Below are 22758 nucleotides of genomic sequence, written 5' to 3'. Positions count from 1 at the left end.
TCGATGCGGTCTGCCGGACTTTGTTTTGTGCCCAATTTACAATTAAATGTAACGCAATAATAAGCAATGGGGGAAGGATTCACTGTGACTCAACAACAGCCTGTTATTGTTATCGGAGCCGGATTGGCGGGCAGCGAAGCCGCTTGGCAGCTGGTCAGCCGCGGTGTGCCGGTAATCCTTTACGAAATGAGACCGGTGGAGAAAACGCCGGCACATATTACAGATCAATTCGCGGAGCTGGTCTGCAGCAATTCTCTGCGGGCTAACGGTCTGACCAATGCGGTAGGTCTATTGAAGGAAGAAATGCGTACGTTAGGTTCGCTTATTATACGCGAAGCGGACAAACATGCCGTACCTGCCGGCGGCGCCTTGGCGGTTGACCGTGATGGTTTTTCCGGCGGTGTTACGGAAGCACTCCGCAGCCATCCTCTGGTGGAGGTGCGTAATGAAGAGCTTCGGGACATCCCGGCTGACGGAATCGTCATTGTTGCCTCCGGGCCCTTGACGTCCCCAGCGCTGTCGGAGAGCCTGAAGGCGCTGACAGGAGAGGAGTACCTGTATTTCTATGACGCGGCGGCTCCTATTGTGGAGAAGGATTCCGTAGACATGGACAAGGTGTATCTGGCTTCCCGGTACGATAAGGGGGAGGCGGCTTACCTGAACTGCCCGATGACCGAGGAGGAGTTCAACCGCTTCTACGATGAGCTGATTCAAGCGGAGGCTGCACCGGTAAAGGCCTTCGAGAAGGAGATTTATTTCGAGGGCTGCATGCCCATCGAGGTGATGGCCAAACGCGGGCGTCAGACCGTCCTGTTTGGTCCCATGAAGCCTGTGGGCCTGATCAATCCCCATACCGGCAAGCTCCCCCATGCGGTTGTGCAGCTTCGCCAGGATAACGCGGCAGGGACGCTGTTCAATCTGGTAGGCTTCCAGACCCATCTGAAGTGGGGTGAGCAAAAGCGGGTTTTCTCCCTGATTCCCGGACTGGAGCAGGCGGAGTTTGTCCGTTACGGTGTGATGCACCGCAACACCTTCATTAATTCCCCCCGGCTGCTATCGCCCACCTATCAGTTCAAATCACGGCCCAACCTGTTCTTCGCCGGTCAAATGACAGGAGTAGAAGGGTATGTAGAGTCTGCCGCCTCCGGCCTGGCTGCCGGTCTGAACGCCGCAAGGCTGTGGCACGGTCAGGAGCCGCTGGTGCTGCCGGCAGAAACCTCCATCGGCAGTATGGCCCATTATATCGTCTCTACCGAGTCGGGCCATTTCCAACCGATGAACGCCAATTTCGGGCTGCTGCCGCCTCTGGAGGAACGAATTAAGAATAAAAAGCTGAAGTACGAAAAACTGGCAGAGCGTGCCCTTCAAACAATTCAGAATTTTGTGGGCAATTTGCAGTGATGTCCCTTGTATGCCGTTCATGTGCTGTGTTACTATAATCGTATTGCGCTTATTAACCATTCGAAGGTTGCCGGCAGAACGTGTCTGTAACACGGCCTAGGCCGCATTTGGGCCTTCCGGTGTATCTCGTCAAACCATGTACCTGGACACCCCGCGGATGGCGCCGGCTTGAAGGCCCTCCCGGGGTTTTGCCGCGCCGGACATGTTTCTCGTCGAATGGGAATGACCATGGATGGAATACCGGGACAGGGACTGTGTACGAAAAAGTCGCGTTTTGATTATGAGCGAAGACTTTGGGCCAAAAGGAATTCTAACGGAAGTGAGCGACGTTATTTAGTTGTTTTGGGCCCGTTCTGAAAACTAACGGAAGTGAGCGCGCTTATTGTAGTTGGATGGAGGCGAAATCGGCCTTATTTTGCTAAATAAGGGCTGTGGGTTCCGTTAGCTTGGGAAATAAGCCGTTTAGGAGCGGATAACGGCTTTTGTGTCCGTTAGAATGGGCGAGGCCCGGCAGACGCTTTCGAAGTAGGCTTTGCTGACGCAAAGCCCTCAGGAGGGATTTTCATGGGTGAGTTTCACGCAACTACAATTTTTGCGATCCGGCATAACAATAAAGGCGCTATTGCCGGTGACGGTCAAGTCACCTTCGGCAACAGTATGGTGATGAAGAATACGGCCAAGAAGGTGCGCCGTCTGTACCGCGGCCAAGTCGCAGCCGGTTTTGCCGGCTCGGTAGCGGATGCCATTACGCTGTTTGAGAAGTTTGAAGGCAAGCTGGAGGAGCACCAGGGAAATCTGCAGCGTGCGGCAGTGGAGCTGGCCAAGGACTGGCGTTCGGACCGCGTTCTGCGCCGTTTGGAAGCGATGATGATCGTAATGGACAAGAAGGATCTCCTCCTGATTTCCGGCAACGGCGAAATTATCGAGCCGGACGACGGCATTCTGGCCATCGGCTCTGGAGGCAATTTTGCCTTGGCTGCCGGGAGAGCACTGAAGGCCCATGCCGGACACATGGAAGCCCGTGACATCGCCAAGGCTTCCTTGGAGATTGCGGCGGATATCTGCGTGTTCACCAACCACAACATTATTGTCGAAGAAGTATTGTAGAAACGGATGGAGGGATGGATCATGAAAGGCTCCGCGCTTACCCCTAGAGAAATTGTTTCCGAATTGGATAGATATATCGTCGGCCAGAAGCAGGCCAAGAAATCCGTCGCCGTCGCCCTCCGCAACCGTTACCGGAGAACCCTGCTCCAGGATGTGATGCGCGATGAGATCATCCCCAAGAATATTCTGATGATCGGCCCCACCGGTGTGGGAAAAACGGAAATTGCCCGCCGGCTGGCGAAGCTGGTGAATGCACCCTTCGTAAAGGTGGAAGCCACCAAGTTTACCGAAGTGGGTTACGTGGGCCGGGATGTGGAATCCATGGTCCGGGATCTGGTGGAGACAGCCATCCGTATGGTGAAAGCCGAAAAAACAGAAGCTCTGAAGGATCGCGCAGGCAAGCTGGCAGAGGAGCGGATTGTCCAGTTTCTGGTGCCTGGCGCCAACAAGAACAAGTCCGGACGCAATCCGCTGGAGATGCTTTTCGGCGGCCAGAAGGAGCCTGAGCGGGAGCAAGAGGAGCCGGATTCCGGTGTTACCGCCGGTCGTGCCGCCGTGCGGGAGAAGCTGGCCCGGGGAGAGCTTGAGAATGAACAAATTGAGATTGAGGTAGAGGATCATACCCCATCCATGATGGACATTCTGGGCGGCCAGGGCAATGATCAGATGGGCATGAATATGCAGGAGATGTTCAGCAGCCTGATGCCCAAGAAAACCAAGAAGCGCCGTCTTCCCGTAAGAGAGGCGCGCAAGGTGCTGATCCAGCAGGAAGCCCAGAAGCTGATGGACATGGATGAGGTGATTTCCGAATCCGTGCAGCGGGCAGAGCAGTCGGGCATTATTTTTATCGACGAAATCGACAAGGTTGCCAGCACCGGCAAGGGCAGCGGTCCCGATGTATCCCGGGAAGGGGTGCAGCGTGATATTCTTCCTATAGTAGAAGGTTCTACGGTTATGACCAAATACGGTCCAGTAAAAACGGATTATGTCCTGTTTATTGCGGCAGGCGCATTCCATATTGCCAAACCTTCCGACTTGATTCCCGAGCTTCAAGGGCGTTTTCCCATCCGGGTGGAGCTAGGCAGTCTGAACCATGAAGATTTTGTGCGGATTTTGAAGGAGCCGCAGAACGCGTTGACCAAGCAGTATACTGCTCTTCTGGAAACAGAGGGTATAACGATTACCTTTACGGACCAAGCCATTGACGAGCTGGCGCAAATTGCGGTGGAAGTAAACCAGCAAACGGAAAATATCGGTGCGCGGCGGCTCCATACCATTCTGGAGAAGCTTCTGGAGGATCTGTCCTTCGAAGCGCCGGATCTTCAGTTGGAGGCGTTCCAGGTGACGCCGGAATATGTCCGGGAGAAGCTGTCGGATATTGCCCGGAACCGTGATTTGAGCCAATATATTCTTTAATAAATCGCGGGGAATTGTTGAGTGAAAATAGGGGGATTTGAGAAATGCAATTGCTTTCGAAGACAAGACGGCTGAATCGGCTGCTGCAAAGGGCGGCAGGCAAAGCCTTGTCGTTTATGGAAATGACGGAGGTTTTGCGGGATGCTATGGCAGCCAGTGTGTATGTCATCAGCCGCAAGGGAAAAATTCTGGGCTGTGCAGCCTCCGGAATGTTGGTTTCATTGGAAACAAACCGGGTCCTGTTTCAGGACAAAAGACTCACTCCCGAGCAAAACCAGCTTCTTTTGAAGGTGGAGGAAACTGTTTCCAACCTCGATCCGGAGAATCCGTATGTCCAGGTGACCAACCAACTGCAAAGCCTGTTCGAGCAGCATTACCTGACCATTATCCCAATAATGGGAGGCGGGGACCGGCTTGGTTCCCTGGTGTTGGCCAGGACGGAAGACCCGTTTGGCGAGGATGATCTGATTCTGGCTGAGTACGGAGCCACGGTGGTGGGTATGGAAATTCTGCGTGAGCGCGCAGAGGAAAGCGAGATCGAAGCCCGCCGGAAAACCATCGTACAGGTGGCGGTAGGCTCCCTTTCGTACAGTGAATTAGAGGCCGTGGAGCACATTTTTGAGGAGCTGAAAAGCAAAGAGGGTCTGCTGGTAGCCAGCAAAATCGCTGACCGGGTGGGGATTACCCGCTCTGTGATCGTGAATGCGCTGCGCAAGCTGGAAAGCGCCGGTGTCATCGAAACACGGTCCCTGGGCATGAAGGGAACCTACATTAAAATTCTCAATGACCAGCTGGTTCAAGAGCTCGAAAAGCGGCAGGCCTAAATTCGTGTTAGATTTATATTAGGTTTTAGATTATAAAGTCCTATCTTTCTAAAGATAGGGCTTTTTTCATATTGTATATTTTGCCATTTTTTTGCATGATTTATGATGTCGAATCTTCTCCAGACTCCATGATATGACAGCATTAGCGAAAATTTAAAATAATTTTATTGTCGAAAAAAAGAGGAGAATGAAAGAAAGCTGTTGAATAAGTAACGGTAATCTGTGGCCGGAGGTTGAATCCCATAATGAATATCCTGCAATCAGCAAGTTTTAACCGGTTGGAACGCACCTTGGATGCGGCCGTCCTGAGGCAGACTGTATCTGCCAATAATATCGCCAATGTGGATACGCCTAACTTTAAGCGTTCGGATGTGGTGTTCGAGGAGCTGCTCAGCCAGCAGATGAATTCCAAAACCCTCACAGGCAGACGGACCCATCCCAAGCATATTCCTATTGGAGGCGGAACATCTGCGGTGGAGTCGAAAATTGTCGTGGACAACAATTCGGTTATGAACAATAATTTAAATAATGTAGATATCGATGCCGAAATGTCCCTCGTAGCCAAAAATCAGCTCCGCTATAATGTGGTAGCCCAGCAAGTAACTCACGATATCCGCAATATCCGGACTGTAATTGGAGGGAGATAATGATGAAGCTGACCAACGGGTTTGATATCAGCAGCTCTGCACTTACCGCCCAGCGGCTCAGAATGGACGTAATCGCCTCTAATATGGCTAACGCGGATACAACGCGGGGCAAGCTGGTAGACGGCAAATGGGTACCATACAGCCGGAAAGTGGTCTCCCTGGAGGAAAAGCAGGGCGCTACATTTTCCCAGGTGCTGTCCGGTGCCATGGGCACAACGAAGGCTTCATCCGGAGGCGGGGTCAAGGTAAGCAAGATTTCCGATGATACTGCCCCCTTCAAGCAAGTATACAACCCCACCCACCCGGATGCGGATGAGAACGGTTTTGTGCTGATGCCCAATGTGGATCCGCTGAAGGAAATGGTGGACATGATGTCTGCGACCCGGTCCTATGAGGCCAATGTCACTGCGCTGAATGCAGCCAAGGCAATGATTACAAAAGCTCTTGAAATCGGCAAATAAATTAGGGGGTAACTACAGATGATCGAGAAAATAGGAATCCAGCCAGCCTCCTTGTTGAAGCCGATACAGACGGATGCCAAAGCATCGGCGGGAGCTGCTGACCTGGGGAAATCCTTCGGGGATATGCTAAATCAGGCTATTGGCCAATTATCGGCCCAGGAAAAGAATGTGGAAATACTGAATGATCAATTTGTCCGCGGCGAAGGGGTAGATGCCCATCAGCTGACGATCAATGCGGAAAGGCTGTCCTTGGGACTGGAGCTTACCGTCCAGGTCCGCAATAAGGTGATTGAGGCTTATCAGGACATCATGAGAACGCAAATTTGATCCTAACGTATGATTGACATACGTGCTGGCGGACGAGGTGAAATACGTGAATGAAAGATTGCTCCAATATTGGACGAATGTGAAGCAATATTGGAATCGATTCAACAAAACTTCTAAACTTATGATTGTCGGCATTTTTATAGCGATGATCCTGACGATTGTCCTGTTTGTTTACAACAACTCCAAAATTGAATATGCAACGGCCTTTACGGATTTGCAGCCTAATGACGCGGCATCCATTACCAAGTACCTGAAGGACAACACGATCCCCTACAAAATGAGCGAGGACGGCAAGAGCATCGGAGTTCCCCGCAAAATGGTGTCCCAAGTGAAGGTGGATATCGTCGGCCAAGGATTAACCAAAAGCGGCTCTATCGGATGGGGTGTCTTCCGGGAAAACAGCATCTTCGGCAAAACCGATGCCCAGACCCGAATCATGGAGATGGAGGCTCTCCAAGGAGAGCTGGAGCAGCTGATTAACACCAATGTGGCCATCGCAGGCTCCAAGGTGCTGATTACCCGCCAGGATGACGGCGTATTCCTTCGCCAGAACCAACCGCCTACAGCGTCGATTATGGTAAATACGAAGCCCGGCTACGTCCTCGATCAATTAAAAATCGACACAATGTATCAATTGGTGTCGAAAAGTGTCCCGAATTTGACGGTGGAGAATATCACCATCTCCGATCAGAACGGGGATTTGCTCCCATATTCCAAAACGTCTGCAGGACAGGTTGGGGCAACCAATGCGGCGGCGCAGCAGTTCCAGATCAAGAAGGACTTCGAGCAGGACCTGCGTAAGGAGATTACCCGCCAGCTTGGTTCCATAGCGGGAGCCAACAATGTGATGCCGATGGTGGTAGCTACCTTTAATTACGATAAGAAGACGCAAAACAATGATCTGGTTACGCCGGTTAACGGGGAAAACGGCATTGTGGTCAGCTCCAATGTGAATGAAAAATCCTCAACAGGAGCGTCCAACGGAGGCGTAGCCGGTACAGGCGAAACCGATGTTCCCACTTATCCGTCAGGCACCAACGCCGGCAGCGGTACGTCGGAGGAATCCAACCGGACCTACAATTATGAATTTAACCGGATCAAAGAGGTTATTGAATCCCAACCGTTTTTTGTCAACGATTTGATGATCAGCGTTGGGATCAACCGGAACGCCAATTTGACCGACGCCACCAAAACCGCCATCCAGCGGATGTTGACCAGTCTGGTAGCCACTTCTTTGGCCAATAACGGCCGGACCTATACCAATGAGGAACTGGCAGGCAAGGTAACCGTGTTTGATGAAACCTTTGCAGAAACTGCACCCGGAGCACAAACCGCGGGAGGCACCAATTGGCTTCTGTATGGTGGAATCGGCGCAGCCGCAGCAGCATTGGCGGCAGTGGGCGGCTTCGTGGTGGCCTCGCGCAGACGCAAATCCAGAGAATTGGCGGCGATGGAGGAAGAAGCGGCAGTTATGGCCCAAAACTCCAATGCCAAGGCTGAGTTCCCGAGCATTGATCTTGACAATCTTACTAATGAAAATCAGGCCAGGAAGCAGCTTGAGCAATTGGCGAAGAAAAAACCGGAAGAGTTCGTTAATCTTCTTCGCACCTGGCTTGTAGATGAATAGAGGGGTGTGCAATGGCAGCAGCGAAAGGGGCTTTTCAGGCTCCAGTTCTTACAGGCCGGCAAAAGGCTGCTATTCTGCTGATCAGTCTGGGTCCGGAGGTTTCCGCTCAAATCTTCAAGCATCTCCGGGATGACGAAATCGAACAGCTGACCTTGGAAATCGCCAATGTCCGCAAGGTGGACTCAGGAGAAAAGGACGCCATTCTGGCGGAATTCCATCAAATCTGCATGGCCCAGGAATTCATCTCCCAGGGCGGTATCGCTTATGCCAAGGAGATCCTGGAGAAGGCGCTGGGCAACCAGAAGGCCATCGATATTATCAACAAGCTGACGGCAACCCTGCAGGTTCGTCCCTTTGACTTTGCCCGGAAGGCGGACCCGTCGCAAATTCTTAACTTTATCCAGAACGAGAATACCCAAACCATCGCGCTGGTGCTGTCTTACCTGCAGGCCCAGCAGGCTTCCATGATTCTCTCCGCGCTGCCTGAGGATAAGCAGGCGGATGTGGCCAAGCGGATTGCCCTGATGGACAGCACCTCTCCGGAGGTGGTGGCTCAGGTGGAGCGTGTACTTGAGCAGAAGCTCTCCGCTACGGTTACCCAGGACTACACCTCCGCAGGCGGTATCGAATCCATTGTGCAAATCCTCAATGGGGTCGACCGCGGTACGGAACGTACCATTCTGGATGCCCTGGAAATTCAGGATCCGGAGCTGGCCGAGGAAATCAAGAAGCGGATGTTCGTATTCGAAGACATCGTCAATATCGACAACCGTTCCATTCAGCGCATTATACGGGATCTGGAGAATGCCGACCTCCAACTGGCTCTCAAGGTTGCCAGCGAGGAAGTACGGGAATCCATCTTCCGCAATATGTCCAAACGGATGGCGGAGACCTTCAAGGAAGAAATGGAATACATGGGACCTGTCCGGCTGCGTGATGTGGAAGAGGCCCAAAGCCGTATTGTATCCACCATTCGCCGTCTTGAGGAATCCGGCGAGATTATTATCGCCCGCGGCGGGGGAGATGATGTGATTGTCTAGAGTCATCAAGCCTCAATACTACATTACCTTAGACGATCGAAAGGAAATAAATGTTTCACCTTTTCCTTTACCCCATCATATGCAGCATGAAACCCAGGCCCAGCCTGTTACTGATGAGGAAGAGGCGGAGCTCCGGCAGTTGCTTCAGATGAAGGACCGCATTCTGCTGGATGCGGAGAATGTAGCCGAGGAGCAGATCCGCCAGGCCTTGGAGGATGCAGAGGAGCTTCGGGCTTCCGCCCAGCAGGAAATTGAAGGCTGGTGGGAAGAGCGCCGCGGCCAGGACCGGCAGGCCATGGAGGAAGCACGGCAGGGCGGATTCGCGCAAGGGTTCCAGGAGGGACAGGAGCAGGCCGAGGTTAAGGTGCTGGAGCAATATGACCAGCTTCTCGGTGATGCCCGTACTGTACTGGAGCAGGCGTACGAGCTGAAGCGGCAGATCATCCAGGAATCCGAACCTTTCCTGGTGGAGCTGGCGACTGCCATTGCAGGCAAGATCATCCAGCAGGAGCTGAGCGTGAATCCCCAATGGGTCATTGAAATGACTAAGGGGGTGCTGGCCCGCAAAAGGGAAAAAGGAACCATTACCCTTTGCGTAAGCCCTAAGCAGTTCGCCTATATCCGGGACGCCCGGGATGAGCTGAAGCTGTCCGTGGATTCCCAAGCGGAGCTGGAGATTCTTCCCGATTCCACCATTGATGATTACGGATGTGTGGTCCGCACCGCCTTCGGCAGCATTGATGCCCGTGTGGACACACAATTAAAGGAAATCAAGCTTGCGCTGCAGCAATTGTCCATGGAAATGGCGGAGGGAGAAGAGGAAGCATGAACATGCCCCAGGCTTCGCGTTATATCGAACACCTTCGTCATATCGACCCTGTGCTGGTGAACGGCAAGGTAACCCAGGTTATCGGGTTGACGGTTGAGTCCGAAGGTCCCGACGCCAGCGTAGGCGATGTCTGCTATATCTATCCCTATAAGTCCACCAAGCCGTTGAAAGCGGAGGTTGTGGGCTTCCGGGACAACAAAGTGATTTTGATGCCCCTCGGTGACCTGCATTCCGTCGGGCCGGGCTGTGAAGTGGTGGGCACCGGCAAGCCGCTCTCCGTACAGGTTGGTTATGAGCTTCTGGGCAAGGTCCTCGACGGCCTCGGACAGCCCTTGGACGGAAGCTTTCTCCCCAGCCGTATGACCCACTATTCCACCCACAATATGCCCAGCAATCCGTTAAAGCGTCCACGGGTGCTGGAGCCCCTCAGCGTAGGCATTCGGGCTATAGACGGGCTGCTTACAGTGGGCAACGGCCAGCGGGTGGGGATTTTCGCCGGCTCAGGCGTAGGGAAGAGCACCTTGATGGGGATGATCGCCCGGAACACCGCCGCCGATGTCAATGTGATTGCCCTAATCGGTGAACGGGGTCGGGAGGTATTGGATTTTATTGAGAGAGATCTGGGGCCGGAAGGACTTGCACGCTCCGTTGTTATTGTGGCTACCTCCGACCAGCCGGCTTTGATCCGGATTAAGGGGGCGCTGATTGCCACCAGCATTGCCGAATTTTTCAGAGACCGCGGTTTAAACGTCATGCTGATGATGGATTCCGTTACACGTTTTGCCATGGCTCAGCGGGAAGTTGGGCTGGCTGTAGGGGAACCGCCTGCAACAAGAGGATATACCCCATCCGTGTTCGCCATGCTGCCGAAGCTTCTGGAACGCTCAGGGACCAATCCCAAAGGCTCCATTACCGCTTTCTACACGGTGCTGGTGGACGGTGATGATATGAATGAACCCATTGCCGATGCCGTTCGCGGGATTCTGGACGGACACATCGTGCTTAACCGCAATCTTGCCAACAAAGGACATTTCCCGGCCATTGATATTCTGGCCAGCGTCAGCCGCGTTATGAAGGAAATCGTGCCGCCTGAGCATCAGGAGGCCGCCCAATTCCTGAATCAGCTTCTTTCTATATATAAGGATTCGGAAGATCTGATCAATATTGGGGCATACCAGCGCGGATCCAACCCGGAAATCGACATGTCCTTGAAATATATACAGGCCATCAATGAGTTCACCCGGCAAAAAGTAGATGAGAAAGTGACATTCACCGAGGTTCAGGAGCGTTTGTTATCCGAATTCAGCGGAGGTTGAGGCAGAGGATGCGGTTTAAGTACACCTTCCAGAAGATTGTGGATCTGAAATCCAATGAAAAGACTCAGGCTGAATGGGTATTGTCCGGTGCCATCGGCCACCTCCGGGAAGAGGAGGAGAGCCTTTCCACCTTGTTTTCCGAAAAAAACAGTGTAGAAACTGAGCTCGTCTCGGCAGCACAGCATACTACCGCCTCGGAGCTGATGAATTACCAGTATTATCTGGATCATCTGAATAACAGAATCCGGTGCAAAACGGCAGATGTCCGGCTGGCCGAAAAGGACGTAGTAGAAAAGCGGGGTATTCTCTCCTCCAAAATGGTGGAGGAAAAGGTTTGGGATCAAGCCCGCAACAAGGCATATCTGCTTCATCAGGCTACGGTGCTGAAGAAGGAGCAGGAAGTCCTGGATGAAATGGCCACCATGCGGCACAAAGCCAGCCATGGATAATAGATCTTGGACAAAAGGAAGTGCATAAATGATGGAGATGGAGGCGGAAAAGCCGACATTCAGCGCGTTTGAACGGTTTTTATACTGGTTTTTTATCCCCATTGTATTCACGATGGTGCTGATGGGGGCGCTCTTCTCCTTGTTTGGCTACAGTGCAACGGATGAGCTCTTGAAAATAGGGAATAAAGTGCCGGGTTTGTCCGCCATTCTCCCTGATCCCAAGGGAGAGGTCAAGGAAGCTCAGGCGCCTGCGCAGGGGACTGCTGCCCATACCGAAGGCACACCTGAGGCTTCCGCAACCGAGGCTTCCGCCCAACTGGCTGCCCTGCAGAAGCAGCTGGAAGCCCAGACGGCCGAATTGGCCGGCAGCACCCAGACATTGAAGGATAAGGAGCAGACCATTAAGGATCTGCAGGCCAAGGTTGCTGCTTTGGAAGCGCAGAAGGCAAGTGCGGCCAAAAGCGACGAAGAGTATCAGGCGCTGATTACCGAGACAGCTTCCATGTATGCCAAGATGTCGCCGAGCAAGGCTGCGCCTATTATGCAGAATCTGACCCTGAAGGAGCAGGTGCTGCTGCTTTCTGAGATGAAGACGGACGACCGGGTCCGCATTCTGGAGAAAATGGACGCCAAAAAAGCCGCTGAAGCCTCCATCTATCTGAAGGATGCAGTTCCGGCCAAGGACAAGCAAATCGCCGCCCTCCAGGAGCGTCTTGATCTGAACAAAACGGCCGCTACCACCCCGTCAAGCGCCATGACCAAGCAGGAGCTGGGTCAGACCTTTGCCGGCATGACGCCCAAAAGTGCTGCTGAGCTTCTGGTAGAAATGAATAAAACGGACTCCGCCAAGGTTGTTGAGATCCTGAACAGTATGGATGTGGCGGGGCGCTCCAAAGTAATGACCTATCTGTCAGACAACTTTAAGGAAGTCGCTCCGGTCATTGCATCCAAGCTGGCTCCATAATTCAAATTAGAACCAGCCCATGAAAGGAGGTGAAAACGAAAATGACAACGATTACCCCATTGGTCATGACTATGCCGGGAAATACCGGAGCCGTTCAAGGGACTGCAGCTGGAACCGCCTCAGCAGCGGGCAGCAATGCTTTTGGCCAAATGCTGGTGCAGGTCATCGGCGGTACAAGCGCCCAAGCTCAAACAAGCACACTCCCCAATTTGTCTACGCTGCTGGCAGGTTTGCTGGCCGGGATGAGCTCTGAGGAGTCGGCAGCCATACTGGCAGGACCCGATTCGGAGGTTTTGGTGAAGCTGCTGGAGCAATTGGCTGACAATCCGGATTTGCTGGAGCAGCATCTTGGAGATGAGGATATGCAGGCTTGGCTGGCCCAGGCGGCACTTCTCCTGCAAGGCATGCAGCTGTTGCCCGCGGCGGTTTTGAACCCGGAGGATGCGTCAACTCTTGCCAATCAGGCGGAGGGAGAATCCACAGCCGCTCCGGCTATGAACGCACACCAGGCGCAAGTGGTGCTGAAGGAATTTGTCCAAGCGCTGAATCAGCATCCGAATGAGATCTTCCTGAATCAGCTCCAGGATAAGCTGGCTGCAATTCTGACGAAGCGCAATCAGCCGGAGCAGACCCTGCCTGTGCATACATTGGAAGACGGTAAAGCCGGTGCCAATAAGTCCGCCGACGTAACGTTTACCGTACTGCCCTCCACAGCCGCTTCCCGGCTGGAGATGCTGGCAGCCAGACATACGCCTATCCAGTTGGCCGATAACGGCAAAGGCGCACAGACCTTACCGCAGGAGCAAGCCGAATCCGGTCAAGAGTCCGGTGACACCCAAGAGGGACCCTTCAGCACAGCACCCGTTAACGGGAGACACCTGCTTGATAGAACCCAGGCTCCCGCAGAGTCCGTCCCGGTACGTGCAGGACAGCTGGCGGAGGATATCAGCAAGTTTATGCTTGGCAAGCTCCGTGTCCAAACCGGCAACGGGATAACCGAAGCGAGACTTTCTTTGACGCCTGAAGCATTGGGGCATGTGGACGTGAGACTCACCCTGCACAACGGACAGCTGGTGGCTCAATTCGCCGCACAGACCGCGATGGGCAAGGATGCGCTGGAATCCCAGCTGGCCCAGCTCCGCAACATGCTGCAAAGCCAGGGTATTCAAGTGGAGAAGATTGAAGTCGCCCAAAGTCCTTCCCTGCAGTCCAGCATGTTCCAGGACCCGCGCGGGCAGCAGCAATCCAGGCAGCCGGGCTCTCACAACCGGGAACAGGCCCGTGATGGAAACGAGGAGTATGCTGTTGAAGCAGCCGCTATTCTGCGCAGAGAGACTTCCGAGGAAGATGGCTTTGACGTGATCGCCTAGATGGCTGGCTCCGTCTTGTGAAAAGGAGGTGTAAACAATGGCGGATTCTCCTATATCCACCCAGAATGTATGGCCTTATTATTCCTCCTCCAACGTCAGCAAAGCGGCGAAAACCAACGGCAGCGAATTGGGGAAGGACCAGTTTCTTAAAATCCTGATTACCCAGTTGAAGAACCAGGACCCGATGCAGCCCTTGCAGGATAAGGAATTCATCGCCCAGATGGCGCAGTTCTCCTCTGTAGAGCAGTTGACCAATATGGCGACGGAAATGAAAGCATTGCGTGAATCCCTGGGAATGGCCTCCGGATTGATTGGCAAATCCATCACATGGACAAGCAAGGATTCCGGCGGTTCTGAAACCGAAGACAGCGGCATTGTCCAATCCATCAGCTTCAAAAAAGGTGTTCAGTATGCCAATGTGGACGGCGTAGAAGTGTCTTTGGAGAAAATTACAAAAATTGAGAACGCGGAGACCACATCATGATGGACAATATGAAAATTGGTCAGATGTATCCCGCCACTCTCCCTCCCGGCAATGTCAGGGTCGGTTCCAAGCCCGGTGCAGGCGCTCCGGATAAAAGCTTCCAGCAGGTGCTTCAGGAGGAAACCCTCAAATTCAGTCATCATGCCGAACTCAGGCTGAAGCAGCGGGGAATTCAATTGGAGCCCGAGCAATTAAGGAAGATCGGGTCTGCCCTGGATAAGGCGGCTGCCAAAGGCGCCAAGGATTCCTTATTGATCATGAATGATCTTGCACTCATTGCCAATGTGCGCAACAGGACCATCGTTACCGCCATGGACGGCGACAATTTGAGAGACAATGTTTTTACTCATATCGATAGTGCCGTGGTTGTATCGTGACAGGAAAGGGCCGGCCCGAACAGGAAGCCTGATTTGCGGATCGAAGGAAGCAAACAGCCTGTCACATCAAAAATTGCCAATTGAAGCATTCGGGGAGGAAATGAATTTATGCTTAGATCTTTGTATTCCGGCGTTTCCGGTATGCGCGGCTTTCAAACCAAGCTGGACGTCATCGGCAACAACATCGCCAATGTTAATACCGTAGGCTTTAAGGGTGGCCGCGTGATGTTCAAGGATATCTTGAGCCAAACGGTTTCCGGAGTTACGGCGCCGAACGGAAACGAATCCGGAGGTGTGAACGCCAAGCAAATCGGCCTAGGCGTTGCACTCAGCTCCATCGATACCATCCATACTCCGGGCAGCGCCATGACCACTAACGTGCCCACCGATCTGCGGATCGACGGCGACGGCTTTTTCGTGGTAAGGGCCGGAGAAGAAGATAATTACTTAACCCGGGCGGGGAATTTCACCGTGGACACCGAACGGAACTTGGTTAATGCGGACGGTCTGCGGGTTCTCGATTCCGAAGGTGCGCCTATCGTCATTGGGGAGGATGTTACTGCCTTCTCCATTGCTAATGATGGAAGTATCATTGCGGTTCAAGCGGACGGCACCTCTGTTCCTACTGGCATTTTGATTGCCGTAGCCAAGGTAGCTAACCCCAGCGGTCTGGAGAAAATCGGCGGCAATCTGTACCGCGTTACACCCAACGCCAATCCGGGTGGAACGCTGGATGTGGCGGGAGCCACTGCTAACAATGCTGCAACCGGCACCGGCGCAATCGTATCCGGCCAGCTGGAAATGTCCAATGTGGATCTGACTGCGGAATTCACCGAGATGATCGTCGCCCAGCGCGGCTTCCAGGCGAACTCTCGGATTATTACCACCTCAGACGAAATTCTCCAGGAAGTAGTTAACCTGAAGCGTTAACGTCTATGAATAATTGATTTACCGGAGGGCCCAAAAACCCTCCGGTACATCCTTTATATGTTTAATGCTTACGATGTAAGAGCCGCAGGAGGGATGGCATGATCACCGTCAGACGGTTAAACGGAAAGCCTATTACCATAAACGCTCTATTGATCGAGACGATTGAGGATACTCCGGACACAGTGATTACATTAACGACAGGAAAAAAGTTTATGGTTCTCGACGACGTTTCAGATGTGATACGCTTGGTGCAGAACTTTTTGTCGGCTATTGGCGGAGTACGGGGGACGATCATGAGCTCGGAGTTGGAGGGGTCTTAAGGTGTTTAAAAACAAACTGTTTATGATCATTATCGCCATGCTCATTGTGATTACCCTGATTTTGGTGGCGTTCTTCACGTTATGGACTGTGATGGACAAGAACAGCCAGCCGTCTGATCCGCAGGAGGCAGCCAAAGCTTCGGTAAGCCAAGTGGAAGGCAAAAAGCTCACACCGGCCCAGGTTAAGGCACAGACCGTTTTTATGGAAAACGTACTGACTAACCTGGCAGAAAAAGGCCGTGTGGTGAAAGCAAGCTTCGCGTTTACCCTGGATAACAAAAAAAGCAAGGAAGAGTTCGAAACCATTGTGTTCCAGGTGAAAAGTATTGTCATCCAAACCCTGGCTGACATGAAAGCCGAACAGATTCAGGGCAGCAAAGGCCAGGAATTCCTGATCTCCACCCTGATGAACAAAATCAATGAATTGCTTTCTGAAGGCAAAGTGGTCTCCATTTCCCTTACGGATTATTATGTGGAGTAGCCGATGATTATGGACAGGAAGTATCCGAGGAGGTGACGATATGGTAGACGTACTTTCGCAAAATGAGATCGACGCCCTGCTGGCGGCCTTGTCCTCCGGCGAGATGGATGCGGAGGAGCTGAAGAAGGAAGAGACGCAGAAAAAAGTGCGGGCGTACGACTTTAAGCGCGCCACGCGGTTCTCCAAGGACCATCTGCGCAGTCTCACCCGGATTCATGAGAACTTCGCCAGGCTGTTGACCACATATTTTTCCACACAGCTGCGCACGTTTGTGCAGATCAATGTGGTGCAGGTGGAGCAGCTGCCTTACGATGAGTTCATCCGCTCCATTCCCAAAATGACAATCCTGAACATTTTTGAAGCGGAGCCGTTGGAGGGTCGGATGGTTTTGGAGGTACATCCCAACGTCGCTTTTGCCATGCTTGACCGCTTGTTGGGTGGGACAGGCATATCCCCTTCGAAAATCAATGCCTTGACTGAAATCGAAACCATTATTATGGAACGGATTTTCAGCCGCGCGTTAGATACATTGCAGGAAGCGTGGAAAACCGTGTCGGATTTGTATCCGCGGCTGGAGGCTCTGGAGACAAATCCGCAATTCATGCAAATCGCTTCCGCTAATGACACCATTGCCCTGATTTCCCTCAGCACGAAGATCGGGGACACTACCGGCATGATCAACCTGTGTATTCCCCATGTGGTGATCGAGCCTGTGATGCCAAGATTGTCCGTGCACCATATGTTTGTAACTCACAAGAAGTCCAAGTCCATTGATGAAGCGGATGCCTTGAAGCAGCGGGTAACCAAAGCCAAACTTCCGATTATCGCTGAGCTGGGCCATTCCGAGATATCCGTTAAGGAGTTTCTCAATCTCTCTGTGGGGGATGTTATACCGCTAACCAAGCCTGTGGAGCAAGGCCTTCATATTTTGGTAGGGGAAAAATTAAAGTTTATCGGCAGTCCCGGAACGCTTAAGGGCAAGGTAGCTGTTCAAATTTCGGAGATTGTAGAAGAAGGAGCCGAGGAACAAAATGGCGAATAATAAGGATTATTTGTCCCAGGAGGAAATTGATGCCTTGCTTCGGCAGTCCTCCGATGACACAGCTGCACAAACTGCGCAGGAAGCGCCTTCCGTACAGGATTATTTATCGGATATCGAGCAAGATGCTCTAGGCGAAATCGGGAATATCACATTCGGCAGCGCAGCAACTGCCCTTTCCACACTCTTGGGCAAAAAAGTGGACATTACCACGCCGAAGGTGGATGTCATTTTCCGGGAACAGCTTCATAATGAATTTCCTAAGCCTCATGTGGCTGTGCATGTGAATTATGTGGACGGCTTCCACGGGATCAATCTCCTGGTGATCAAAACCCGGGATGCGCAAATCATAGCGGATTTGATGATGGGCGGAGACGGCACCAATCCGGCCGGTGAGCTGAATGAGATTCATATCAGCGCCGTACAGGAAGCCATGAACCAAATGATGGGCTCCTCGGCCACCTCCATGTCCACCATCTTCAACCGCTTTGTGAACATTTCGCCGCCGGGTATCGATATTATGGATTTGGCTAATGGCGGTATGGAAACTCTTCCGAACGAAGAGGTGTACATCAAGGTTTCCTTCCGGATGGTCATCGGAGATTTGATCGACTCTTCCATCATGCAGCTCCTGCCTGTGAAATTCGCCAGTGACATGGTCAGCACATTGATGGGCGGAACTAGCTCGGAGCCGGTAGCACCTGCGCCGTCCGCACCGCAGAAGCAGCAGGCGGCGCCTGCACCCGCGGCCCATGCCGCACCGGCAGCAGCGCCTGCGCCTCAGCCGCAGCAGCCACCGCAGCAGCCAGCAGCAGCGTATCAGCAGCCGCAAGCTTACCCGGATCCGGCAGCGTATCAGCAGCCGCCTTACGGGTACCCGCAGCCCGGCTATGGCCAGCCCGGTTATCCGCAGCCACCCATGATGCCTCCGTATCCCGGACAGCAGCAAGCGGCGGCAGCAGCATACTCCGCGCCGAACCGGAATGTGAATGTGCAGCCGGTACAATTCACGAATTTTAATCATCCGAACAATTTGATCCCGGATGATTCCAATTTAAATCTTTTGCTGGACATTCCCCTCCGAGTCACGGTAGAGTTGGGTAGAACACAAAAAGTGATCAAAGATATTCTGGATCTGTCGCAAGGCTCCATCATTGAGCTGGACAAGCTTGCAGGCGAACCAGTAGACATTCTGGTGAACAACAAGCTGATTGCCAAGGGTGAAGTGGTGGTTATTGACGAGAATTTCGGCGTTCGCGTCACCGACATCATCAATCAATGGGATCGTATCCAAAAACTTCAATAATTACTCTCGAGGAGGATATTACTAATGGCAAACCGTATTTTGATTGTGGACGACGCAGCATTTATGAGAATGATGATCCGGGATATTCTGACGAAGAACGGATACGAGGTATGCGGCGAAGCCAATGACGGGGCCCAGGCAATCGAACGCTATAAGGAGCTTCACCCGGATCTGATTACCATGGATATTACCATGCCGGAAATGGACGGCATTAACGCTTTGAAGGAAATCAAAAAAATCGACGCCAACGCCAAGGTGATTATGTGCTCCGCCATGGGCCAGCAGGCTATGGTTATCGACGCCATTCAGGCAGGCGCCAAGGATTTCATCGTGAAGCCGTTCCAAGCTGACCGCGTAATTGAAGCCATCAAGAAAACGCTTGGCTAATTTCCCAAGCGGGAAGGCAGGCATTTGCATGAAGAGGGTATGTAAGGGGCTTTTGGCAGCGGGGGCATGCGTTCTGCATGCTTCCATGACGGCAGGAATTAGCTATGCGCAGGAGATTGACGGGATGCCCGATCTTCAAGGCGGCAGCTCCCTATCCGTTTTTTGGATGATTCTGAAGGTCATTCTCTTTCTCGTTGTCATTATCGGCATTTTCCTTGTGATAATGAAGACCGTATCCCAAAAAGGGAAGTTATTCCGGGCAGACCGCTCCTTGCGGACCATCGGCGGCGTCGGATTGGGACAGAACAAATCCGTCCAGCTGGTGCAGATCGGCAATGCCTTGTATGTCCTGGGAGTCGGTGAAGAAGTGGGGCTTGTGGATAAAATTACGGATGAAGCGGAGATCCGATACATTCTGGATAATCTCCACGCCAGCCCCGCTGCCGGCACCGGCACATTTTCCTCCGTAGGCGGCTGGTTGAAGGGATTCGACAAAAACAGGCCAAGCTCCGAGGAGCTGGATGTGACGCCTTCCTTTCAGGCTGTTTTTCAGGAAAAAATGATGAAAATGGCCAACCGGCAGAAAAAGGTTGAGGAGCTTATCACCGAGGACCGCCAAAACCCACATGATCGGCTGGATGACTAATCATGAATAAGAAAATGCTAGCTTTGCTTGTTTTGTTTTGTTTCGCAGGTTTGGCCTTTTCATCCATCGCCTTTGCCGCGGATCCGATTCCCGACATTAATCTGAGCATCGGCAACGGAGGCGGGGAGGCAGGGGGCTCCAGCACCATCTCGATTATCCTGCTTTTGACTGTACTGAGCTTGGCGCCATCCATATTGGTGCTGATGACCAGCTTTACCCGGATTGTCATCGTGCTGGGTTTTGTCCGTACATCACTGGGTACGCAGCAGATGCCACCCAACCAGGTGCTGATCGGACTATCCTTATTTTTGACGCTTTTCGTGATGGCGCCCACCATCGGCGAAATCAACCAAACGGCTTATCAGCCTTATGCTCGCGGAGAAATTACGCAGATGCAGGCACTGGAGCAGGCGGCTGTGCCGTTGAAGCATTTTATGGGTGAGCATGTGCATGAGAAGGATCTGAAGCTGTTCCTGGACTTTTCCAAGGCCGAGAGGCCCGAGGGTATCGATGATACACCCTTGACTGCACTGATTCCGGCTTATGTTATCAGCGAGCTGAAAACGGCGTTTACGATGGGCTTTATTATTTTTATTCCGTTTCTGGTTATTGACATGGTCATTGCCAGCACTCTGATGGCAATGGGGATGATGATGCTTCCACCTGTCATGATCTCGCTGCCTTTTAAGATCCTGCTGTTTATCCTGGTTGACGGCTGGTATCTGGTTGTTAAAGGGCTATTGCTCAGCTATGGTTAACGTTTCGTCGTTTGATCGGTAAGGAGAGGATAAAGCCTTGAGTCCAGAATATATAATGAAGCTGGCCGGAGAAGCCATGTATGCGGTGCTGAAGGCCAGTGCCCCCATGATGGTTATTGCCCTGGTTGTCGGGTTGGTGGTCAGTATCTTTCAGGCTACCACACAGATTCAGGAGCAAACCCTGGCGTTTGTTCCGAAGATCTTGGCGGTGTTCATTTCCATCCTGATTTTTGGGCCGTGGATTATGACCACTCTGGTAGAATTCACCTACAACCTTTTGAATAATTTGCATCAATTCGCGGGATAAGCAGATGAACATGGAACTGATTCTGCAATCCTTCTCTGGTTTCATGCTTGTTTTTTGTCGGATTACAGCTTTTTTTGTCACAGCACCTGTATTTTCTTCTCGAAATGTCCCGACGTCCTTCAAAATCGGCTTTTCCGTTTTTGTCGCTTTCCTGACCTTTTCGGGTTTGGGATTGCAGCCGGTGCCGATGGATGGGCTGTATGTGCTCTCCATCTTCAAGGAAATACTGGTGGGTTTATTGCTTGGTTTTATCGGCTACATGTTTTTTGCAGTGATTCAGACGGCCGGCTCCTTCATTGACATGCAGATGGGGTTGTCAATGGCCAACATTTTGGACCCGATGACCGGGACCTCATCACCCCTTATCGGCAATATGAAATATATGCTGGCCATGCTGTTGTTCCTGTCCTTCAACGGTCATCATCTTCTCCTGACGGCCATCCATGACAGCTACAGCTGGATTCCGCTGCAGAATGATGTGTTTGCCCGGATGTACAGCGACAATATGGTTGATTTTATGCTCAGAACCTTTACGGATTCCTTCGGCCTCGCCTTCAAAATGGCCGCTCCTCTGGTGGTAGCGCTGTTTTTGACGGATGTGGGACTGGGGATTCTGGCCAAAACCGCGCCTCAGTTTAACATTTTCGTGATTGGGGTTCCGATGAAGATTATTATCGGACTGATCCTTCTGGTCTTTTTGTTCCCGGGGATGCTATCGATCTTCGAAATGGTGTTTACTGCACTTTTTACCGCTATGGAAAAATTCATGACACTTTTGTCCGGGTCACCCTGACAATGCCGGAATAAGCGCGAAGAATCAAGGAGGGGACAGGGCGTGGCAACGACTCCATTCCGCTACAAACTGAACCTGCAGCTGTTTGCCGGAGAAAAGACCGAAAAGGCCACACCGAAAAAACGGGCGGATGCCCGTAAAAAGGGCCAGGTGGCCAAAAGCAATGACCTGCCGGGAGCATTGATCCTGCTGTTCTGCTTTATGACGCTGCTCATGTTCGGCGGTTTTCTGAAGGACAAGATCTTCCTGCTGATGCAGGGCACATTAAAGGATTATTTGACCACTGAGATCAGTATGAGCAATGTCATGCCTCTGATGACGGACCTGATGGCTCAAATTCTTATTATGCTGGCTCCGATTTTTGCTGTTACTGTTCTTATCGGAATTCTCGCCAATTATATGCAGGTCGGATTTCTTGTCACCGGTGAAGCCTTCAAGGTTAAATTCAGCAAGCTGAACCCCATTGAAGGGGCAAAGCGGATGTTTAGCCTCAAGGCGCTGGTGGAATTCGGGAAAACGCTGCTGAAGCTGATTCTGATCGGATACCTGGTTTATTCCTCCCTTTGGGGGGAGAAGGAAAGCCTGATCAATCTGGCCCGTATGCCGCTAACCGATGTTCTTGCTTATGTGGCCCGGCTCACTGTCATGATGGGCATCAAAATCGGCGTTGCTCTTGTGATCTTAAGTCTTTTCGATTATATGTACCAGAAATATGAACACGAAAAAAATCTCCGTATGTCCAAACAGGACATCAAGGATGAATATAAAAAATCCGAGGGTGACCCGCAGATCAAGGGCAAAATCAAGGAAAAGCAGCGCCGGATGGCGTTGGCCCGGATGATGCAGGATGTGCCTAAGGCGGATGTGGTCATCACCAACCCAACCCACTTTGCCGTCGCCATTCAATACGATAACGGTAAAATGGATGCGCCACGGGTTGTGGCCAAGGGGACCGACTTCGTCGCATTGAAGATTAAGGAAATCGCCAAGGAAAACGGGGTTATCACCATGGAAAACAGGCCGTTGGCCAGAGCCTTGTACGATCAGGTCGAGATTGGCCAGACGATCCCGGCAGAGCTGTTCCAGGCTGTGGCGGAAGTGCTTGCATATGTGTACCGCTTAAAAGGCAAGGCAAAATAACGGGAAGGGAGG

The 22758-nt window shown here is 52.2% G+C and carries 27 protein-coding genes; all 27 read left to right on the top strand.

From position 1 onward, the window contains the following. The first annotated feature begins 84 nt into the window (after positions 1–84). The 27 genes from trmFO (at position 85) to flhB (ending at position 22746) form a co-directional block, all read left to right on the top strand. Positions 85–1401, top strand: a complete 1317-nt coding sequence (gene trmFO, locus ACI1P1_RS02310; protein ID WP_416214724.1) for an FADH(2)-oxidizing methylenetetrahydrofolate--tRNA-(uracil(54)-C(5))-methyltransferase TrmFO — start codon at positions 85–87, stop codon at positions 1399–1401. A gap of 564 nt (positions 1402–1965) precedes the next feature. Further along, positions 1966–2508: an ATP-dependent protease subunit HslV gene (gene hslV / locus ACI1P1_RS02305; protein ID WP_416214723.1), complete on the top strand. Its 543-nt coding sequence runs from the start codon at positions 1966–1968 to the stop codon at positions 2506–2508. A 21-nt stretch (positions 2509–2529) separates the two neighbouring features. Continuing rightward, positions 2530–3924: an ATP-dependent protease ATPase subunit HslU gene (gene hslU / locus ACI1P1_RS02300; protein ID WP_416214722.1), complete on the top strand. Its 1395-nt coding sequence runs from the start codon at positions 2530–2532 to the stop codon at positions 3922–3924. A 44-nt stretch (positions 3925–3968) separates the two neighbouring features. Beyond that, a complete protein-coding gene (gene codY / locus ACI1P1_RS02295) occupies positions 3969–4748 on the top strand; it encodes a GTP-sensing pleiotropic transcriptional regulator CodY (protein WP_416214721.1) in 780 nt (259 codons plus the stop codon). A 245-nt stretch (positions 4749–4993) separates the two neighbouring features. After that, the gene (gene flgB / locus ACI1P1_RS02290) at positions 4994–5395 is read left to right on the top strand and encodes a flagellar basal body rod protein FlgB (RefSeq protein WP_416214720.1); all 402 of its coding nucleotides are present in this window, start codon (positions 4994–4996) and stop codon (positions 5393–5395) included. Positions 5396–5397: 2 nt separating this feature from the next. Beyond that, positions 5398–5856: a flagellar basal body rod protein FlgC gene (gene flgC, locus ACI1P1_RS02285; RefSeq protein ID WP_416214792.1), complete on the top strand. Its 459-nt coding sequence runs from the start codon at positions 5398–5400 to the stop codon at positions 5854–5856. 18 nt (positions 5857–5874) lie between these two features. Next, positions 5875–6183, top strand: coding sequence for a flagellar hook-basal body complex protein FliE (gene fliE / locus ACI1P1_RS02280; RefSeq protein WP_416214719.1), 309 nt, complete (start codon positions 5875–5877; stop codon positions 6181–6183). 46 nt (positions 6184–6229) lie between these two features. Next, entirely contained in the window at positions 6230–7810 is a 1581-nt protein-coding gene (gene fliF, locus ACI1P1_RS02275) for a flagellar basal-body MS-ring/collar protein FliF (RefSeq protein WP_416214718.1), read from the top strand. 11 nt (positions 7811–7821) lie between these two features. Continuing rightward, a complete protein-coding gene (fliG, locus tag ACI1P1_RS02270; RefSeq protein ID WP_416214717.1) occupies positions 7822–8850 on the top strand; it encodes a flagellar motor switch protein FliG in 1029 nt (342 codons plus the stop codon). Next, positions 8843–9679, top strand: coding sequence for a FliH/SctL family protein (locus tag ACI1P1_RS02265; protein WP_416214716.1), 837 nt, complete (start codon positions 8843–8845; stop codon positions 9677–9679). Before fliG ends, ACI1P1_RS02265 begins: the two co-directional genes overlap by 8 nt. Before the next feature lie 2 nt (positions 9680–9681). Next, a complete protein-coding gene (gene fliI, locus ACI1P1_RS02260; protein ID WP_416214791.1) occupies positions 9682–10995 on the top strand; it encodes a flagellar protein export ATPase FliI in 1314 nt (437 codons plus the stop codon). 8 nt (positions 10996–11003) lie between these two features. Further along, a complete protein-coding gene (gene fliJ, locus ACI1P1_RS02255) occupies positions 11004–11444 on the top strand; it encodes a flagellar export protein FliJ (protein ID WP_416214715.1) in 441 nt (146 codons plus the stop codon). Between the two features lie 28 nt (positions 11445–11472). Further along, entirely contained in the window at positions 11473–12408 is a 936-nt protein-coding gene (locus ACI1P1_RS02250; protein WP_416214714.1) for a magnesium transporter MgtE N-terminal domain-containing protein, read from the top strand. A 41-nt stretch (positions 12409–12449) separates the two neighbouring features. Beyond that, positions 12450–13778 (top strand): flagellar hook-length control protein FliK, encoded by a 1329-nt coding sequence (locus ACI1P1_RS02245; RefSeq protein ID WP_416214713.1) that lies wholly within the window; start codon positions 12450–12452, stop codon positions 13776–13778. A 37-nt stretch (positions 13779–13815) separates the two neighbouring features. After that, positions 13816–14262 (top strand): flagellar hook assembly protein FlgD, encoded by a 447-nt coding sequence (flgD, locus tag ACI1P1_RS02240; protein ID WP_416214712.1) that lies wholly within the window; start codon positions 13816–13818, stop codon positions 14260–14262. Beyond that, on the top strand, positions 14259–14639 hold the full coding sequence (locus ACI1P1_RS02235; protein WP_416214711.1) for a TIGR02530 family flagellar biosynthesis protein: 381 nt from the start codon (positions 14259–14261) through the stop codon (positions 14637–14639). The genes flgD and ACI1P1_RS02235 overlap by 4 nt, the downstream gene beginning before the upstream one ends. Before the next feature lie 108 nt (positions 14640–14747). Then, a complete protein-coding gene (gene flgG / locus ACI1P1_RS02230; protein WP_416214710.1) occupies positions 14748–15569 on the top strand; it encodes a flagellar basal body rod protein FlgG in 822 nt (273 codons plus the stop codon). A gap of 98 nt (positions 15570–15667) precedes the next feature. Beyond that, positions 15668–15889, top strand: coding sequence for a flagellar FlbD family protein (locus ACI1P1_RS02225; protein WP_416214709.1), 222 nt, complete (start codon positions 15668–15670; stop codon positions 15887–15889). A 1-nt stretch (position 15890) separates the two neighbouring features. Next, positions 15891–16370, top strand: coding sequence for a flagellar basal body-associated FliL family protein (locus ACI1P1_RS02220; RefSeq protein WP_416214708.1), 480 nt, complete (start codon positions 15891–15893; stop codon positions 16368–16370). 40 nt (positions 16371–16410) lie between these two features. Next, complete coding sequence (fliM, locus tag ACI1P1_RS02215) at positions 16411–17412, top strand: flagellar motor switch protein FliM (protein WP_416214707.1); 1002 nt, start codon at positions 16411–16413, stop codon at positions 17410–17412. Next, on the top strand, positions 17402–18715 hold the full coding sequence (gene fliY / locus ACI1P1_RS02210; RefSeq protein WP_416214706.1) for a flagellar motor switch phosphatase FliY: 1314 nt from the start codon (positions 17402–17404) through the stop codon (positions 18713–18715). The genes fliM and fliY overlap by 11 nt, the downstream gene beginning before the upstream one ends. Before the next feature lie 24 nt (positions 18716–18739). Further along, positions 18740–19102 (top strand): response regulator, encoded by a 363-nt coding sequence (locus ACI1P1_RS02205; RefSeq protein WP_113019117.1) that lies wholly within the window; start codon positions 18740–18742, stop codon positions 19100–19102. A 28-nt stretch (positions 19103–19130) separates the two neighbouring features. Continuing rightward, positions 19131–19748 carry a flagellar biosynthetic protein FliO gene (locus tag ACI1P1_RS02200; RefSeq protein WP_416214705.1) on the top strand — a complete coding sequence of 206 codons (618 nt, stop codon included), beginning with the start codon at positions 19131–19133 and terminating at the stop codon, positions 19746–19748. A gap of 2 nt (positions 19749–19750) precedes the next feature. Further along, a complete protein-coding gene (fliP, locus tag ACI1P1_RS02195; protein WP_416214704.1) occupies positions 19751–20506 on the top strand; it encodes a flagellar type III secretion system pore protein FliP in 756 nt (251 codons plus the stop codon). A gap of 37 nt (positions 20507–20543) precedes the next feature. Next, positions 20544–20813 (top strand): flagellar biosynthesis protein FliQ, encoded by a 270-nt coding sequence (gene fliQ, locus ACI1P1_RS02190; protein ID WP_416214703.1) that lies wholly within the window; start codon positions 20544–20546, stop codon positions 20811–20813. A 10-nt stretch (positions 20814–20823) separates the two neighbouring features. Next, the gene (gene fliR / locus ACI1P1_RS02185) at positions 20824–21606 is read left to right on the top strand and encodes a flagellar biosynthetic protein FliR (protein ID WP_416214790.1); all 783 of its coding nucleotides are present in this window, start codon (positions 20824–20826) and stop codon (positions 21604–21606) included. A 42-nt stretch (positions 21607–21648) separates the two neighbouring features. After that, positions 21649–22746: a flagellar biosynthesis protein FlhB gene (gene flhB, locus ACI1P1_RS02180; RefSeq protein ID WP_416214702.1), complete on the top strand. Its 1098-nt coding sequence runs from the start codon at positions 21649–21651 to the stop codon at positions 22744–22746. The last annotated feature ends 12 nt before the right edge of the window (positions 22747–22758 follow it).

It is taken from the genome of Paenibacillus mesotrionivorans (assembly GCF_046098205.1).
GTDB lineage: Bacteria > Bacillota > Bacilli > Paenibacillales > NBRC-103111 > Paenibacillus_AR > Paenibacillus_AR mesotrionivorans.
The sequence above is the reverse complement of the archived record's forward strand: the minus strand, read 5'-3'. Positions and strand labels throughout refer to the sequence as shown.